This window comes from Verrucomicrobia bacterium CG1_02_43_26 (assembly GCA_001872735.1).
Lineage (GTDB): Bacteria > Verrucomicrobiota > Verrucomicrobiia > Opitutales > CG1-02-43-26 > CG1-02-43-26.
This window is the reverse complement of the sequence record MNWT01000005.1, coordinates 43942-61319: the sequence shown is the minus strand read 5'-3', so window position 1 is coordinate 61319 and position 17378 is coordinate 43942. Positions and strand designations below refer to the sequence as shown.

The following is a 17378-nucleotide window of genomic DNA, read 5'->3' as shown; positions in this document are numbered from 1 at the left end:
AACTCTTTTTGCTTTATATGAAAAAATACCCCCTTCTTGCTGCAGCGATTATTTTAATGATCGCCGTTCAATTGGCAGATGCCCAGACCCGGAGCGGCGACTTTGCTGCGCGTAAATTCGATTTTGGGTTTGATGTGCACTGGGCTAAACCGCACACAACCTACAAACTTAAAAATGTTGATGTAGCCGTTAAGGTTAAAATATCACACGCATTTTGGCCAGAAGAGCCTGCTGTGATTATTACGACGGTGGTACCGGTAAGGGAGATACCGCGCCGTGGGATAGAAGTTGGCCCGCTTAAGGTGCATTCCATACTAGAGGAAATAACGGTGGGTGGCACAATGATTGTTGTGCGCACACGAGACAACCAGACAAAGGAAGTAGTAGTAACTATAGACGATACTGCGATTAAGTATCAAGTGTCGTTTATACATAAATTGATTAATTACGATTTTAAATTTAAATCTGATCGCGGGGTTGCTGATGGTCAACTGCATGTTACGCAATGGTTTGGTTCACATGATTTGGCCGGAATTTATTTTGTCTTCGATGGTGATCAATTAGACAAGTTGTTTGATTAGTGTATGATTTGATAATACAATAATCTGTTTGTAAGATTAATTAAACGGAGGTACAATGAAGTTGTAATCAGTTCTTTTTGCCTTATGAAGAAAATACCCCTCTTAGCCGCTGCGATTGTTTTAATAATGCTTGCTCAATTATCAATTGCCCAGGCAGCCTTTGCTGTGCGTAAATTCGATTTTGGGTTTGATGTGCACTGGGCTAAACCGCACACGACCTATAAACTTAAAAATGTTGATGTAACCGTTAAGGTTGAAATATCACACACATTTTGGCCGGGAGATCCTCCTGAGATTATTACGGCGGTGGTACCGGTAAGGGAGATACCGCGCCATGGGATAGATGTTGGCCCGCTAAAGTCGCACGTCATACTAAGGGAGATAACCGTGGGGGGCAAAATGGTTGTTGTGCGCACACGAGACAACCAGACAAAAGAAGTAGCAGTAACTATAGACGATACCGTGATTAATTATCGATCATCGTTGATACATAAATTGATTAATTACGATCTTAAATTTAAATCTGCTAACAGCCGTGCCGTTGCTGATGGTCAACTACATGTCACGCAATGGTTTAATTCATGGGATTTGGCTGGAATCTATTTTGTCTTCGACGGTGATCAATTAGACAAGTTGTTTGATTAGAGAGACTGTTGTTTTGCGAGAGACTTGGCGGTTTTACCAGAAGTGGTAATCCTTGTAGGTTTGTTTGCGTTTTTCTATTTCTAGGGAAATATCGTTAATCAGCGCGTTTTTAAAATTTTGAAGGAATGCGGTGTAATTTTTGGTGGCAGGCATTGTTTTGGGGATTCTCTTTTTATCGTGTTCTGATTTTGGGTTTACCCGAACAATGTAGCCGATAAGTTGAGGCTCCAGTTTTAAATCATCTGAAAGAATATTGATTTTTATTTGGACGTGGGTAGGTGTCCACAAAAAGTCTTCCCCCTGGATTTTAACTGCGGTTGTTTCGCCGTTGATGGGGAGTTTAGCGACGATATAATTGGCATTGCTGTTTGCGTCTACAATGATGGCATTTGCGTTACTTAAAGCATCAAGACAAGAGCCAAAGAGAAAAGCATTATTCAGGTATGCGATTACCTGAGTGGTGATTTGGTACCGTTGCTCCGGCCAATTTCGAGGAGCAGACTCGTAGGCGATTTTTTTCATGGAATCGTATTTTTGAGTACTTATTCCGCGAGGGGGATCATGATAGACGTACCAACTTTTTTGTTTTGTTTCTTTGTAGTAGGAGAGTTCGGCGCTGAGAAAGCTGTATTGCATTTGGTAGTTACCCGGCCAGTTTCTTTGTGCGTACTTAATGAGATCTTTAAGGTATTTTGGCTCTATGTAATCGGGGTCGCTTCTCGGTCTAGCCTTTTGTGCTTCGCGAGTGATGCTTTGTAGGCCTTGATAGTAGGAGTCGTTTGATGCTTTTCGACTATCAATAACCTTTTGCGTGGTGGTGTCAGAGGCGTAAATGGAGTTGTTTGTGGTCGTTGTAGTGCCAGCAGCTAAGGGAGAAATGAGGAAGAGGGTGGCGAGGAGTAGAGATGTATTGATGAATGAAGCTCGCATATTTATTTTGAAATTTTTTGATTATTCTTTATTTGTTTGTTTCGCTTTAAAATAAGCTTTCTTTCTTTTTCGAATTCTTCATCTGCATATTTTCGAGCCAAAAATGCTTCGTTGCCGAGTTTACCCTTGCTTGCTTCTTCCAGCCGTTTTTTACGCAGTTGCCGAATATCATTTTCCGACATTACTGAATTTTGATATTGTGATTTTCTTTGTGCCTCTTGCCTCATTAATGTCTGTTTCTCATACCAAAAGTTTTTACTAGCTTGTCTTCTAGCAGTATTTGCATCATGCCCCAACTTGTTCTTTTCCGCTGCTTCTATTCGTTTTTTATATATTTTGCGATAGTCTATCGCCGTTTCGGAAGTTGGGGGCTTTCTAGTAAGGTTTTTTTTGCGATGAGTTTTGTTGGATTTTAAAGCTTGGTTCTTATATTGAGCCAATTCTCTTTTATACATTTCTCCTTGCTTAACATAATTACCAGGATATTTAGCCAACGCTCTGTTGTGAAGTATGTCAATAACATGAGGAGGGACTTTATCGATTTTGGTATTTTTGTTTTTTTCATAATAAATTGAATTTTCTATAGATCTTTTTGCTTTTTGCTGCTCGGAAGAGGATGTTTTGCCAAGGAGGGTAAGGGGCGCTAGCATGACAAAAATTAATATAAGAGTATTTGAAATATGTATTAATTTATACACTTTAGCCTTGGTTAATTTGCTTTTGGATTAACTGCCATTCTTTATCGATAGATTGATTGGCAACAGCTTCTGCGGCTTGCCATATCTCATTTAGTTGGCCGTATTTAGAGAGTAGGGTGCGGTAGCGGTGGTATTTATCTTTATCGACTAATAAGCAGAGATAGAGGTATAGAAGGTAGTTTTGGTGATCACAAAATAGAGTTTGCTTGATGAGCGTTTTCTTTTTTGCGGCATTAAAATAACCACTGTAACTGTCTATCTCTTCTAAAAGTTTAAAGTAGGAGTCTCCTAATAATGATAGAAAATTGTAATATTTTCCGAAATTACCTGAGGTTGCTTGCGTGAAAAATTTTAAATCAGAGTTATTTACGAGTTCTTCCTGGATTGTGCGCTCTTTTAGGCTTTCGAGAATCAAATTTCGATCAGGAAATTTTTTATATACAGCTAGGCAAACAAAATAGCCCTTTGTGTTGTTTCTGATATGATTAGCGAACTCTTTGAAGGTAAAATTTGGTTTGTGAATTTTAACAAACTCTCTTAGTTCTTTATCAATAAGCGAAAATTGGCTGTTGTAGCCTTCTGCCATTAGTTCGGAAGAGAAATGTTTTTTTATCGCTTTTACTATAAAGATTACGCCTGCTCCAATAACTATTGCTACAACAGATATAAGTATTTCCTGTATTGCCATTCAAAAACCTCCTTACCCCTAACCTAACCCCATACCCTATAAATCGCAAAGATGGGGGTGATTTTAGGTTAGGTACCGCCTCCCTGCTTGTCTGCAATTTCTCTATAGTTTCCGGTTACACGTATTTTTTAGGTTGGTATGTGGCTATAATTACACTATTTGTAATTATACAATCATGCTGGCGCAAAAAATCAAATGTTTTGCTCGCGCCCACCTAAAAATAGATGTATCATGTTCTTATAATTACACTATTTGTAATTTTGGAAGCATGACAATCATATGAATCTACAATCTTATATAAAACAGCTCAGGAAATATGGGAAACGAGCCTTCACTATTGAAGAGATTTTGGAGGAATTCAAAGTATCTCGCAATTATGCCCGGGTGGCTTTATATCGCCTTATTCAAAGTGGTGACCTTGTCTCACCCGCTAAAGGTTTTTATGTCATCGTGCCTCCTGAATATCAAACATACGGTTGTATACCAGCAGAACAACTTATTCCGATACTCATGAAGCATTTAAATACCGCTTATTATGTTGCCGTGTTATCAGCGGGTTTATTTTATGGTGCGACTCATCAAAAGCCAGCTAGGTTTCAAGTCATGTTGAATAAAAGGATGAACGGTAATTTGGTTTTTGGTGATGTTGAAATAGAGTTTATTTACAAAAAGTCAATATCTGGACTCCCAACTAAAGATTTCGTTGTTGATACTGGCTATCTTAAAGTTGCATCACCTGAACTCACTGCAATCGACTTACTCAATTACCCCTCTCATGCGGGTGGGCTTAACCACATAGCAACCGTTTTTTCTGAATTAGCCGAAGCCATAGATCCGGGTAAACTGATAGAGCTTGCCGAAAAGATCAATGCTAGATACCAACTACAACGTATTGGTTATATTTTAGAGAAGATTGATGTCATGGATGAAAATAAAAAAGCTGAGATAATGGAAGCCTTAGAAGCTTTTTTAAACGGAAAAATGAAATATTACATACCCATCGCTTCTGAAATAGAAAAAATGGGTTACCCGAGGTCCAAAAGATGGAAAATAATAGAAAATACTGAAATTGAGAGCGATTTATGATCCCAAATATTTTTATACAAAACTGGTCTAATCATGTTAAATGGCAAACACCAGCACAAATTGAACAAGATCTCATTATCAGTAGAGCGTTAGTAGATTTGTACAACGATCCACATATCAAAGACGCTTTAGTTTTCCGTGGCGGTACAGCACTAAACAAACTGTTTATTAATCCTCCGTCCAGGTATAGTGAAGATATTGATTTCGTGCAGAAAAACGCTGACCCAATCGGTCAAACAATTAATGCGATTCGTGAGGTACTCAAACCATGGTTAGGCGATCCGAAATGGAAAATTACTCAAAGAAGCGCAAAGTTGATTTACAAATATGAATCCATAAACAGATCTGCATCAAAACTAAAAATTGAGATCAATACAACAGAGCACTTTCAGGTATTGCCTTTAAAAACAGTGCCTTTCTCTATGGATTCAGCTTGGTTCAAAGGGACTGCTGATATCACTACTTATGAAATGGATGAGCTGATGGCAACTAAATTGCGAGCTCTGTATCAGCGCCGCAAAGGACGAGATTTATTTGATATATGGTATGTGACAACCAACGAATTGATTAACTTAAATCAAGTTTTTGATATTTTTGCTAAGTATTGCACTTATAACGGCATGAAAATCTCACGAGAAGAATTTATAAAAAATCTTGAGCAGAAGAAAGATAATCGGGACTTTCATGTAGATATGAGCCTGCTATTGCCGTCGAAATTGCATTGGGATTTCGAAGAAGCTTATCAATTCGTTGTAGATAACGTAATTAGCAGGCTACCGTAATGCAAAGAACTAAACTGTATAGTCAAATCTCAACAAGCCTAGCATGTCTGAGCAATGAGAAGCTAAAGCAAATTTTGGACGATGCAAAACCAATGCATGAAGGTATCGGTTTGCGGTTTTTGTTTTTTGGCTTTGCGAATGAGGTTTTGAGGATTGTAGTAGTACGGATCGCTGGATGCTTTTCGACTATCAATGACTTTTTGCGTGGTGGCACCATCTGTGTAAATGGAGTTGCTGGTGGTCGTTTTCGTTGCCGGATAGGCGGTAAGGGTTGAAAACGGCGTGAGTAGGATGGTGAGTAGGAGGAGTGGCATGTTTAGGATGATTTTTTACCAGAAGTTGTATGCTCTATAGGTTTGTTTTATTTTTTCAACCTCTTCCAGAGTGGCATTTACAATCGTTTGTTTAAAAACGTTTATGTAATCTTTATCAGTGATATTTATTGCGAGTTCTGTGACTGAGCCTAGGTCATCATTGACTAAAGGAAGACAGTAACCTCTTATTTTTAATTCAAGAATTTTTATATCGTTTTCACCAATCTCTATTTTACTTTCTAGCGTTTTTGCTATCCAAATATATTCGAGTCCGTCTATTTTGGTGTATTCGATAGATTCCTTTAATGGAAATTGCATGGGTATAACTCTCTTGGGTGCTATATTTTTTGGAATATTCATGCCGGCATTTTTTAATGCCACTAAGCAGGCGTTATAAAAAATTATATCCTCCAGTAGCATTTTTGTGCTCTGGATAATAAAAAGTCTCTGTAGAGACCAGCTTTCAGGATACTCTTCTGCTGCTAATTTCATTATTTTTGAGAATTTGTATGTATTAAGGCCTTTGGGGTACCCATGCATGATGTACCAACTTTTTTGCTTTGTTTGTTTGTATAGAGCAATTTCGGTACTAAAAACGTCTAGCTGCCTCGTATAATCTTTTGGCCAATTTCGTGTGCAGAAATTGACTAGTTTGTTGACATAGGAGACATAATCAGGAGAATTCGCACTAATTTCACGTTTGATATTGGAGTGTAGAACTTTGTAAACTTCATCATTCTCGTTAACGAAGTTGCCGTCAAACCCGATTCTTGACGAGCCTTCGCTGCAGTTACTTGTACTTAATAAAAGCAGAAGGTTAAATAGCAAGATCTGAAAAATGTTTTTCATGCTTTTTGAATTCTGTATTAATGTTGCTTCTTGTATTCTTTTAGCTCCCTTTTATACATTTCCTTTTGTTTTACATAATCGTTCGGGTAGGCGGATTGTGCCTTTTGGCGCATGCTGTCTACTTTGTCTGAAGGAACATGGTTACTTTTAGTTTTTTTATGCTTTTCGTAATAGACAGAATTTTGGATAGATTTTTTGGCTTTCTGTTGTTCTGTTGAAAGGTATGCTTTTTGCTTTCGATGGGAGGACTTTGGAGATTTTGGAGTGCTTTTTTTGGGTTTTTTCTTATAGGAGCGTTTAGGTGTTTTGTAAGAATGCTTCTTGGGTTTAGCAGTTTTTGCTTTTGCGATTATATACTCTGTATTTGATAAATAATTGTTCGCTATGATGGAGGAAGCCGGCAAAAACGATAGAAACAGTAGGATTGCAAGTGTTTTTATACTCGTTTTAATTACTTGTTGATTCTTCATTCAAAAACCTCCTTACCCTAAGTTAACCCCATACCCTCTAAATCGCAAAGATAGGGGTGATTTTATGTTAGGTACCGCCTCCTTGCTTGCCTGCAATTTCTCTATAGTTTTGCGTTGATTTGGGAGGGGGTGAACGGCTATTATGGCATGCTTATTTACTGATGCAGGATGTTCTCGGTACCGATACAGTTTTTAGCGTTAATCTACTTGGGGATAGGCATGGTGGGTATTTTTGCTTTGTGGGTGTATTATGACTTTCGGGATAAGGCGGAGTATGAGGCGGAGCGGAATGTGACGGTTTTTCATTGTGTGAAGTGTGGGCGCGTTTATTCTAAAAAAGCAGGAGCGGAAATGGGGGAATGCCCGGATTGTGGCTTCGATAACGTGCGTTTGAAATTTTAATAAAAAAATAATATATGTCTGAAACAATTATAATACTGGATTTTGGCTCTCAATACACGCAAGTGATCGCGCGTAGGATACGGGAATGCCAGGTTTATTCTAAAGTGCTGCCGTTTGATACGCCCGTTGATGTGCTCAAGAGCGAGCCGAATTTGAAAGGGATTATTCTTTCCGGTGGGCCAAGAAGTGTTTTAGAAACAGATTCCCCGAGGCCAGATAAGGGCATCTTTGAGCTCGGCGTACCCGTGATGGGCATTTGTTATGGTCTGCAATTGATGGGAATTATGCTCGGTGGAAGAGTAGAGTGCTCTGAGGCGCGTGAGTACGGGCACGGCCGTATGAAGATCTTCCAGGGCGGGGAGCTTTTACACCATTTGGAAGAGTTTGGTTCCTTGCGTGTTTGGAATTCCCATGGTGACCATATAACGCAGTTGCCCGAAGGGTTTAAGCGCTTGGCCAGTACCGAGAATTCTGAATTTGCGGTGATAGAAGACAGCAAACGCCGTTTCTATGGTCTGCAGTTTCACCCGGAAGTGGCTCATTCGGAGCGCGGTTTAGAGATTATTAAAAACTTCCTCTTCACGATCTGTGGTTGCACGGGAGATTGGGTGATGAAGGAGATTATTGACCACTCGATTGAAGAAATTAAAAAGCAAGTGGGTGATAAACACGTCATTCTCGGCTTGAGCGGTGGGGTAGATTCCTCTGTAGCCGCAGCTCTTATTCATAGGGCGATCGGCAAGCAGTTAACCTGCGTATTTGTGGACAACGGCTTATTGCGCCAGAAGGAACGTGCGTTAGTCGAAAAGCTTTACGGTGATCATTTTCATGTGGATTTAAGAGTAGTTGATGCCTCGGATCATTTTTTAGGCGCGTTGGCAGGGGTGACAGATCCTGAGCAAAAGCGAAAGATCATAGGCCGCGTCTTTATAGAAGTGTTTGATAAAGCCGTAGAAAGTGTTGGAGACGTAGACTTTTTAGCTCAAGGTACCCTGTACCCAGATATTATCGAGAGTGTACCGATTGCGGGTAACCCGGCCTCGATGATCAAAAGCCATCATAATGTAGGCGGCCTTCCTGAGAACATGAAGTTGAAGTTGCTCGAGCCGCTACGTGAGTTGTTTAAAGACGAAGTGCGTGCATTGGGTGAAGCGTTAGGGTTGCCGCATGAAGTTGTTTGGCGCCACCCATTTCCAGGGCCAGGTTTGGCGGTTCGCGTGATGGGAGAGATCAAAAAAGAATACCTCGAAATATTGCGCAAAGCGGATGCTATTTTGCAAGAAGAGATGGTCAAAACAGGTTATTATGACAAAGTATGGCAATCCTTCTGTGTATTCTTACCGATTAAGACCGTTGGCGTGATGGGCGATGAGCGTACCTATGATTACGTGATCGCGCTCAGAATAGTAGAGAGCCAGGATGCTATGACAGCAGACTGGGCGAGAGTACCTCATGATGTTTTGGGGGCTATTTCAACCCGTATCATTAATGAAGTTGCCGGGGTGAACCGCGTTGTGCTGGATATTAGTTCCAAGCCGCCCGCAACAATTGAGTGGGAGTAGGGCAGGACTTGTACAACGTTGTTAAAAGCTTGCTGCTATTGAAGTAAAAATGCTAGTATAATTATATGAAAAAGGATGTCGTAGAGGTAGCAATAAAGGGTGTGATGCCGACATCCAATGGTTGTGCTGTTTTTTTAGGGGATGATTCTAAGACTTTTGTCATACATGTGGATACTGCATTAGGTAACATCTTAACGGCAACGCTTAATGGCGTGCACAATGAGCGCCCATTGACGCATGAGCTTATTGATTATATTTTTAAAGGACTGGGTGTAGATGTAGAACGGGTTGTGATCAACGCCATGGATCAAGGTACTTTTTTTGCACGGTTGATTATCTCTATGTGTAACGAGCTGGGGACAAAAGTAATCGAGATCGATGCTCGCCCCAGTGACTGTATGGTATTGGCTTTGCAAGCGCAGAAGCCGATTTATGTTGCTTCAAAAGTGTATCAAGAAGTTGATGACATGACCGAGGTTCTGCAAAAACTCATTAATTAAACAGGGCTTAGGCCAATCAAGGGGTGAAGGAGTAGGTTGTGGGAAGAGATTTGCCAGAAGGCATGATTAAGGGAAAACCGATTAGCGCGCTGGCGCCGATGCAAGACGTTACCAACTTGCCGTTTATGCAGGTTGTGGGTGGTTTTGGCGCACCGGATTATTTTTTTACGGAGTATTTAAGAGTCCACGAACACTCGCGCTTAGAACCCTCTATACTGGATTGTGTCTTAAAAAACCCGACCGATCGGCCTGTTTTTATACAACTGATCGGGGAAGATATCCCGCATATGATTCGTACGGTAAAAGGGCTACAATCGTACCCATTGGCCGGAATTGATTTAAACATGGGTTGCCCTGCGCCCAAAGTTTATAAGAAAAATGTTGGTGGTGGTTTGTTGCGAGATATAGACAAGGTGGATCAGTTGCTTGGCGCGCTAAGAGAATCAATCGATGGCTTATTTACCGTAAAAATGCGAACTGGGTTTGATCATACAGAGAACTTTGGCCGCTTTTTGGAGCTCATTAACAAACATGAAGTGAATTTACTAAGTGTGCACGGCCGCACTGTCAAAGAGCTTTACCGCGGAGGCGTGAACTACGATTTGATCAAGCAAGCGGTGGAGACGGTTAAATGCCCCGTGCTTGCTAACGGGAATATAGATTCGGTGGAGAAAGCCCAATGGGTGTTGAATTATACCGGCGCGCACGGCGTGATGATTGGCCGGTCCTGTATCAGAAACCCCTGGATATTTAGACAGTTGCGAGAATATTTTTCTGGAAAAGACTATTATAGGCCGAAACTGAGAGATGTTTTCGATTATATAAAAAAACTGCACACGGCTACTTCTATGGGAGAATCCTTTGAGAAACGCCACGTGAATTACTTAAAAAAGTACCTGAATTTTGTAGGACAGGGGGTAGACCCTGAAGGCGTTTTCTTAAAAAGCATGCGCCGAGTACAATCCGCCGAAGAACTCTTTTCCTTGTGCAAAACCCTGCTTTTAGATAACGGAAACGCCGATAAATATTTCGCGGAACAGCCGTACGAAGGCCTGGTTGCTCGCCCTAATTGTGAAGACGGGTGCCGATTGTAGGAAGGGGCTTGTGGTGGTTTTTTTTAGTTATTAAGTTGTTTACTATTAATGGTTTATTTTGTTTCTCCTTAACGAACTTGAGGAAATTTAAAAAACGGCTTAAGTTAAGGATTATAGCGTAAAGTTTACGTTATAAGGGCAAATCGTTTATATAGTCGGGCAAAATGCATACTTCTTTAACCATTTTAGAGAGGAAAGCGGACGTTGGTTATATGGAGCTGACGAGACGTGGGTATGATGCTGCCCTTATTTCCAGCTATGGTATAAACGAGATACCTGAACAAAAGTTTAGCTTGGGGGTGATTTCCTCTACTAAAGCGTTAGGGATTGCGGAGAATAAAAAGATTGCGGATGTGTTTGCGCATAATAGCCCAACTATAGGCGCTTATCATCCCAGGAAGTCGAGTGGGATAGCTTTGATCAGAGAAGATCTGCCTTCCCGTGCCATGCGAGCTTACTATGCCGCGAGTGCACCGAGTGGCTATCTGACAGGTGAGTTTTTAAGCTTAAAAGGTTAGAAATCCCCTTACTTAACTCCCCAAAGGACGTCTTTGGCTTTAGCAACGGCGTAATCACGGTTGAGTTTACCGATCATATCCACCGGAATCTCCTTAGGGCAGACAGCTTCGCAGGAAGTGTAGTTGCGGCAATTACCGAAACCTAATTCATCCATGGTCTGTACCATTTTAAGCGTACGGCGATCCTTTTCCGGCTGGCCTTGTGGAAGCGTATTTAAATGAGCGACCTTTGCTGCTACAAACAGCATGGCGGAACCATTGCGACAAGCGGCTACACAAGCGCCACAACCAATACAAGCCGCAGCGTCCATAGCCGTGTCTGCTTTGTCCTTAGGGACTAAAATAGAATTGGCGTCTTGAGTGCTACCGGAGCGTGCGGTGATGTAGCCACCGGATTGTATGATGGTATCAAAACTACTACGATCTACTACCAAGTCCTTAACCACGGGAAACGGTTTTGCGCGCCACGGCTCGATGGTGATTGTGTCTCCATCATTAAAGTTGCGCATATGAAGCTGGCAAACCGTTAAGCCCTTTTTAGGGCCATGAGGATCCCCGTTGATGACAAGTGAGCACATACCGCAAATACCCTCACGGCAATCATGATCAAACGCAACGGCATCCTTATTTTCGGAGATGAGCTGTTCATTGAGGAGATCGAGCATTTCGAGGAAAGAAGAATCTTCGGAAATATCTTTTACCTGATACTCCACGAATTTGCCGGTATCGGTTGCGTTTTCTTGTCTCCAGATTTTGAGTGTGAGGTTCATGGTCGGTCTTAAAAGTTAAAATTTATTTGTAGCTACGCACTGCCAGTTCAACGTTATCGAAAATGAGAGGCTCTTTAGTGAGACTTGGCGCTTGGTTGTGCCCTTGATATCCCCATACAGAGGCATAACAGTAGTTTTCATCATCCCGCCTAGCTTCACCTTCTTCTGTTTGATATTCTTCACGGAAGTGGCCGCCGCAGGATTCATTTCGGTTAAGGGCATCTGTACAGAGCAGTTCAGCGAATTCTAAAAAGTCTGCTACTCGACCGGCACGCTCGAGTTCTTGATTTAAATTATTACCTTCTCCTGTTACGCGAACATTCTGCCAAAATTCCTGTCGAAGTGCAGGGATAAGTTCTAACGCCTTTTTTAATCCTGTTTCGTTTCGCGCCATACCACAATATTCCCAGAGAATTTTACCTAATTCGTGGTGGAAGCTGCGAGGAGAACGATTACCCTTATTATGCAGGAGTTTATCGTTCAGGCTGACAACATTTTCTTCTGCCTCCTTAAACGGTGTGGCATCCGTGCTCGGGCGGTTATAGCCAACGCGAGCCAGATAATCCGGTAGTGTGTAAGGAATGACAAAATAACCATCTGCAAGGCCCTGCATAAGCGCACTAGCGCCCAGACGATTCGCACCGTGATCCGAAAAATTAGCTTCACCCAGAACGAACAGGCCAGGGATATTGCTCATGAGGTTGTAATCAACCCATAGGCCGCCCATTGTGTAGTGAATGGCAGGATAGATACGCATCGGGCGATCATAGGCATTTTCGCCCGTGATACTTTCATACATATCGAACAAGTTGCCATAACGCTCTTTGATGGCATCCTCGCCTAAACGTTTAATCGCATCCGCAAAATCAAGATAAACACCACGACCCCCCGGACCAACCCCATGGCCGCTATCGCAGGCTTCTTTGGCGGAACGAGAAGAGATATCACGAGGAGCAAGGTTGCCGAAGCTGGGGTACTTCCGCTCCAAATAATAATCGCGATCAGCCTCTGGGATGTCCTTTGGGTTCTTTTTACAATCCTCTTTTTTCTTGGGAACCCAGACACGACCATCGTTACGCAGAGACTCACTCATTAACGTGAGCTTGCTTTGTTGGTCGCCATGTTGAGGAATGCAAGTTGGGTGAATTTGTGTGTAGCAAGGATTTGCAAAACCGGCACCGCGTTTATACGCACGATAGTTTGCTGTCACATTACAACCCTGTGCGTTTGTAGATAAATAAAAAGCATTGCCGTAGCCACCTGTTGCTAAAATAACGGCATCAGCAGACCAGCGTTCTATTTTCCCGTTAACGAGATTTCGTGTGATGATCCCCTTGGCATGGCCGTCTACGATGACGAGGTCTAGCATTTCATGCCTGTTATACATGTTTACCTGACCAAGACCTATTTGCCGACTGAGCGCGGAATAGGTGCCTAGAAGAAGCTGTTGCCCTGTTTGACCACGCGCGTAAAAAGTACGGGAAACTTGAGCACCCCCGAAAGAACGATTTGCAAGTAACCCGCCATATTCGCGTGCAAATGGAACCCCCATGGCCACGCATTGGTCAATGATATTAGCGCTGACCTGGGCGAGGCGGTAGACATTTGCTTCACGGGAACGAAAGTCGCCTCCCTTGATGGTGTCATAGAAAAGGCGTTGGATGCTATCATTATCATTTTGATAATTTTTAGCCGCGTTGATACCGCCTTGGGCAGCTATACTATGGGCTCGGCGTGGGCTATCCTGAAAGCAAAAACAATCAATATTGTAACCCTGTTCCCCTAATGTAGCGGCCGCGGAAGCGCCCGCAAGCCCTGATCCTACGATAATGATTTTGTATTTACGGCGGTTGGCGGGGTTAACCAGTTTGACATTAAATTTATGGTTGTCCCATTTTTCTGATAATTTTCCTTCAGGGATTTTGGCATCTAAGTTCATAGTAAATAAAAAGGCAGAGGATTAGGCGAATATTGTGAATCCAAAGTATTTGGTAAGTAAAACGCAGGCGGGAATTGAAGAGAAGCCGAGGAAGATCACCCAGCCGTATAAACGAGCAAAGCCGTTAAAGAACTTGATCCATTTATTGTTTCTTAGCCCTAGACTTTGGAACATGCTACTGACCCCGTGGGATAGGTGCATACAAAGGAAAGCCATTGCTAGAATATAGAATGCAGATACCCAAGTCTTGGAAAACCCGGTGATGACCATTTTGTAAACATTGTAAACGGGCTCACCGTTGAGTAATGTGTGAAACGCCATGCTTTGGTATTCCGGAAAAACGATCCGCATCGTGAAGTGAGCGATATGGAATACTATAAAAAAGAGAAGAAAGGATCCCGTGAACCCCATGGTGCGAGAGCTAAGCGTTGTGGCAAGCGATTCCGTTTTGGAGTAACCGATTGGCCGAGCCCTTCTGTTTTCTTGAGTGATCAAGATGGCCATCCAGACATGTATGCCGACAGTGAGAATTAATATTGCCCGAAAGCCCCATAGTACCGATCTCGGGAGCGTTTGCAGGAAATGGGCGTATGTATTCATGGCATCGCTGCCGAGGAACATATTTAAATTTCCGAGCATGTGAACCAGGACAAACCCAGTTAAGATTAGCCCCGTAAGAGCCATCAGGAATTTTTTTAGAATGGAAGGGATTCTACCTTTAGGTTGGTGAGGCATAATAAAAAAGTTTTAACAACGAGATGCTAAAGCATTTTTACGAACTTGTAAAATATTTTCCCAAAGAAAGCCAATTGAATTCTAACTATAAGCCATTGACGTGTTGCCCATTAGGAAAAAAGATGACGCGTGGCTCAATCGGTTTTGCAGCACCTTTTATTTAACGTAATGTTTTCCAGAGCTTTGGCGAGCTCGATGACCTTGATGGGCTTGCTGATGAAATGATCCATACCGGCTTGCTTACAGGCTTGTTTGTCTGATTCCGTAACGGCGGCAGTCATAGCGATGATGCAAGGTTGGTGCTCATTAGGAAGAATTTTGCGTATCTCTCGAGTCGCTTGTAAGCCATCAATGTCCGGCATTTGCATGTCCATTAAAATAACGTTATAGGATTGGCGTTGGACGGCTTGGATTGCTTCAAGTCCGTTGCTCGCCAAGTCCGCGTGGTAGCCCATGCGCTTCAATAGCATGAGAACGACTTTTTGATTTACGTTGTTATCCTCTGCTAACAAGATTTTAAGTTTCTTGGGCTGCTCATCTGAATCGACTAAAAAGGGAGCTATGCTGACGGCTGTTTTTACTCGTTTAGGATCGCCGCCAGAGAAAATAGCTTTGAGCGCTTTTTTCAGCTGGTTCATTTTGACCGGTTTATTCAGATGTAAACTAATGTAAGCGTTTTCCGCTAGCCCTTGAACGTCATGGATGTGTGCGGGTAATAAAAGCACAATAGGAGGCCTTTGAAAACCATCATTGGTATAGATTTGTTTAATGAGCTCGCTACCGGTCATCTCAGGCATATTACGATCTATAATGGCTGCGTCAATTGCACGCGATTGGCGGAAGTACTTTAGGGCCTCGTAGCCCGAGGCCGCCAGGAGCACATCCGCTCCCCAGTTACTTAATATTTGGTTAAATGTGTTGCGAACATTTTCATTGTCATCGACAACCAAAATTTTCTTACCCATAAACGACTTGCTGACTGCTCCGCCGGCGATACTAGGATCCAAGTTAACGGAAATGGTGAAGAAGAAGGTAGAGCCCTTACCCACACTGCTGACAACCCACATATTGCCATCCATCATATCGCATAAACGCTTACTAATAGCTAGCCCCAAGCCTGTTCCCTCATATTTACGACTTTTGGAACCGTCTACTTGAGAGAAAGGTAGGAATAGGCGTTCCTGATCTTTTTCCCTAATGCCAACACCCGTATCTTTGACAGAAAAAAGGAGTGTAATGGCATCTTGCGAACGCGGGCGCTTTTCAACCTTTACAATAACCTCTCCCTGTTCTGTAAATTTGATAGCGTTGCCAACGATGTTTGCCAGAATTTGCCGCAGGCGAGTAGGGTCGCCGATGATCTGCGTGGGAATTGTAGGATCAATTTGTAACAGAAGCTCTAAGTTTTTGTTAGCCGCTTTTAGCGCAAAAAGCTCAAACGTTTCTTCAATGCATTGCACGAGCTCAAACGGTGCTACCTCGAGAGACAGGTTACCCGATTCAAGTTTAGAGAAGTCTAGAATATCATTGATAATGGCTAACAAAGATTCGCTGCTGGTACGGATTGTAGAGACGTAATCATCTTGATCCTTATTTAGCGTGGTTGATTGTAATAAGCTACTCATGCCCATGATAGCGTTCATCGGTGTGCGGATTTCGTGGCTCATGTTAGCCAGAAAATCACCCTTAATTTTATTAGCCTCCTCGGAGATGTCTTTGGCTTTGCGGAGCTCTTCTTCGGATCGTTTGCGATCAGTGATATCAATCATAACGCCGTTAAAGATAACTTCGGAAGCATTTGGGCGCATGGGCTTGGCCATGCAGTGTATGTACTTTTGAATTCCATTGGGGTACTTTACTTCACTCTCGAATTCCCAAATACTGAGCCGTTCTTTTGAGGCTTCAATCGTGCTGTTCCATCGATTACGATCTTCAGGGGAGAGATACTCAAAGAGCTGCTGAGGCTCGTCTACCGGAATGTCAAAAATTTCTTCCAGCTTCGGGCTTATATAGGAGAACCCTTGCGTGCCATCAATTCGATCATACCACTGAAAAAGGACACCCGGAACATTTGATGCCATGGCACGAAATTCTGCGTCTCTATCTAACAAATAAGCCTCGGAATGCTTGTGTTGTGTGACATCGTGGACAACCGCGTATATAAACGAGAGCTCTCTATCCGAGATAATATTCCATTGTAGCCAGCAATAAGAACCATCGCTGCAATGAAAACGATTTTCAAAAGAAATAGTGGTTTGCTGGCCAGTCTTAGCCTTGGCAAGCTCTCTTAGCGATCCCTCACGGTCATCCGGATGAATAAACTGTATGTAAGGAGAAGCGTATAGCGTGTCTCTACTATGCCCGGTTACCTTTTCCCACGCGGGATTTAAACTTTTAAAATAACCATCAAAACCGGTGATGCAGAGTAGGTCTTGGGATAGGGAGAAAAATTTCTGCAGTTCGTTATATTTGGGATAACTTTCTCCTCCGCCTGTAGGTGCGTGTGTGGGCTCATCATCGATAAAACCTCTGTTTTTTGCTTCTTCAATATATCGGCGGGCCGTGGTGAGGAGGATAAGCGCGGTTGCCGCCATAAGGGCTCCTGTTACGCCCATCAATGTGCCTTGTATAGGGAGCTCTGTACTGACAACTTCAACGCCCTCGTATTGGGGGATGAGAGGGGCTTTTTTGAAACCGATCGCAACTGTCCAACCTGCTGTGATAATGGATAGCGTCAGCAGGAGTATCAGTAGGGGATTGTTTTTTAATAGGGCCACGTGTTCTGGGTCAATAAAAGCAATTTTGGGGTAGCTTG

General features: G+C 42.5%; 19 protein-coding genes. 9 read left to right on the top strand and 10 right to left on the bottom strand.

Going from position 1 to position 17378, the window contains the following annotated elements; genetic code table 11:
* The first annotated feature begins 17 nt into the window (after positions 1 to 17).
* Positions 18 to 581, top strand: coding sequence for a hypothetical protein (locus AUJ82_01030; protein ID OIO60594.1), 564 nt, complete (start codon positions 18 to 20; stop codon positions 579 to 581).
* An 84-nt stretch (positions 582 to 665) separates the two neighbouring features.
* Positions 666 to 1226, top strand: a complete 561-nt coding sequence (locus AUJ82_01025; GenBank protein ID OIO60593.1) for a hypothetical protein — start codon at positions 666 to 668, stop codon at positions 1224 to 1226.
* A 33-nt stretch (positions 1227 to 1259) separates the two neighbouring features.
* Here the strand turns inward: AUJ82_01025 and AUJ82_01020 are convergent, their stop codons facing one another.
* Genes AUJ82_01020 through AUJ82_01010 form a run of 3 tightly spaced genes read right to left on the bottom strand, consistent with a single transcriptional unit; the run spans position 1260 to position 3542 of the window.
* A complete protein-coding gene (locus AUJ82_01020) occupies positions 1260 to 2156 on the bottom strand; it encodes a hypothetical protein (protein OIO60592.1) in 897 nt (298 codons plus the stop codon).
* 2 nt (positions 2157 to 2158) lie between these two features.
* Entirely contained in the window at positions 2159 to 2854 is a 696-nt protein-coding gene (locus AUJ82_01015) for a hypothetical protein (protein ID OIO60591.1), read from the bottom strand.
* A gap of 1 nt (position 2855) precedes the next feature.
* Positions 2856 to 3542 carry a hypothetical protein gene (locus tag AUJ82_01010; GenBank protein OIO60590.1) on the bottom strand — a complete coding sequence of 229 codons (687 nt, stop codon included), beginning with the start codon at positions 3540 to 3542 and terminating at the stop codon, positions 2856 to 2858.
* Between the two features lie 279 nt (positions 3543 to 3821).
* Between AUJ82_01010 and AUJ82_01005 the strand changes: the two genes are divergently transcribed.
* Together AUJ82_01005 and AUJ82_01000 are read left to right on the top strand one after the other, a co-directional pair.
* On the top strand, positions 3822 to 4628 hold the full coding sequence (locus AUJ82_01005) for a hypothetical protein (protein ID OIO60589.1): 807 nt from the start codon (positions 3822 to 3824) through the stop codon (positions 4626 to 4628).
* Complete coding sequence (locus tag AUJ82_01000) at positions 4625 to 5410, top strand: hypothetical protein (GenBank protein OIO60588.1); 786 nt, start codon at positions 4625 to 4627, stop codon at positions 5408 to 5410. The genes AUJ82_01005 and AUJ82_01000 overlap by 4 nt, the downstream gene beginning before the upstream one ends.
* 62 nt (positions 5411 to 5472) lie before the next feature.
* Here AUJ82_01000 and AUJ82_00995 read toward each other — a convergent pair whose 3' ends face one another.
* The 3 genes from AUJ82_00995 to AUJ82_00985 are packed head-to-tail and all read right to left on the bottom strand — an operon-like array spanning position 5473 to position 7043.
* Positions 5473 to 5724, bottom strand: coding sequence for a hypothetical protein (locus AUJ82_00995; protein ID OIO60587.1), 252 nt, complete (start codon positions 5722 to 5724; stop codon positions 5473 to 5475).
* A gap of 15 nt (positions 5725 to 5739) precedes the next feature.
* On the bottom strand, positions 5740 to 6573 hold the full coding sequence (locus tag AUJ82_00990) for a hypothetical protein (GenBank protein ID OIO60586.1): 834 nt from the start codon (positions 6571 to 6573) through the stop codon (positions 5740 to 5742).
* A gap of 17 nt (positions 6574 to 6590) precedes the next feature.
* Positions 6591 to 7043, bottom strand: a complete 453-nt coding sequence (locus AUJ82_00985; protein OIO60585.1) for a hypothetical protein — start codon at positions 7041 to 7043, stop codon at positions 6591 to 6593.
* Positions 7044 to 7211: 168 nt separating this feature from the next.
* Between AUJ82_00985 and AUJ82_00980 the strand changes: the two genes are divergently transcribed.
* The 5 genes from AUJ82_00980 to AUJ82_00960 all read left to right on the top strand — a co-directional run bounded on the left by AUJ82_00980 (position 7212) and on the right by AUJ82_00960 (position 11119).
* Positions 7212 to 7445 carry a hypothetical protein gene (locus AUJ82_00980; GenBank protein OIO60584.1) on the top strand — a complete coding sequence of 78 codons (234 nt, stop codon included), beginning with the start codon at positions 7212 to 7214 and terminating at the stop codon, positions 7443 to 7445.
* Between the two features lie 14 nt (positions 7446 to 7459).
* The gene (locus AUJ82_00975) at positions 7460 to 9007 is read left to right on the top strand and encodes a glutamine-hydrolyzing GMP synthase (GenBank protein OIO60583.1); all 1548 of its coding nucleotides are present in this window, start codon (positions 7460 to 7462) and stop codon (positions 9005 to 9007) included.
* Positions 9008 to 9072: 65 nt separating this feature from the next.
* Positions 9073 to 9507, top strand: coding sequence for a hypothetical protein (locus AUJ82_00970; GenBank protein ID OIO60582.1), 435 nt, complete (start codon positions 9073 to 9075; stop codon positions 9505 to 9507).
* A 62-nt stretch (positions 9508 to 9569) separates the two neighbouring features.
* Positions 9570 to 10601, top strand: a complete 1032-nt coding sequence (locus AUJ82_00965; protein ID OIO60794.1) for a dihydrouridine synthase — start codon at positions 9570 to 9572, stop codon at positions 10599 to 10601.
* 164 nt (positions 10602 to 10765) lie between these two features.
* The gene (locus AUJ82_00960) at positions 10766 to 11119 is read left to right on the top strand and encodes a hypothetical protein (protein ID OIO60581.1); all 354 of its coding nucleotides are present in this window, start codon (positions 10766 to 10768) and stop codon (positions 11117 to 11119) included.
* A gap of 8 nt (positions 11120 to 11127) precedes the next feature.
* On the opposite strand, the gene AUJ82_00955 is transcribed toward AUJ82_00960, so the two are convergent.
* The 4 genes from AUJ82_00955 to AUJ82_00940 all read right to left on the bottom strand — a co-directional run bounded on the left by AUJ82_00955 (position 11128) and on the right by AUJ82_00940 (position 17340).
* Positions 11128 to 11889 carry a succinate dehydrogenase gene (locus tag AUJ82_00955; GenBank protein ID OIO60580.1) on the bottom strand — a complete coding sequence of 254 codons (762 nt, stop codon included), beginning with the start codon at positions 11887 to 11889 and terminating at the stop codon, positions 11128 to 11130.
* A 22-nt stretch (positions 11890 to 11911) separates the two neighbouring features.
* On the bottom strand, positions 11912 to 13828 hold the full coding sequence (gene sdhA, locus AUJ82_00950; protein OIO60579.1) for a succinate dehydrogenase flavoprotein subunit: 1917 nt from the start codon (positions 13826 to 13828) through the stop codon (positions 11912 to 11914).
* A 21-nt stretch (positions 13829 to 13849) separates the two neighbouring features.
* Positions 13850 to 14563, bottom strand: coding sequence for a hypothetical protein (locus AUJ82_00945; protein ID OIO60578.1), 714 nt, complete (start codon positions 14561 to 14563; stop codon positions 13850 to 13852).
* 134 nt (positions 14564 to 14697) lie between these two features.
* Positions 14698 to 17340 carry a hypothetical protein gene (locus AUJ82_00940; GenBank protein ID OIO60577.1) on the bottom strand — a complete coding sequence of 881 codons (2643 nt, stop codon included), beginning with the start codon at positions 17338 to 17340 and terminating at the stop codon, positions 14698 to 14700.
* Between the last annotated feature and the right edge of the window lie 38 nt (positions 17341 to 17378).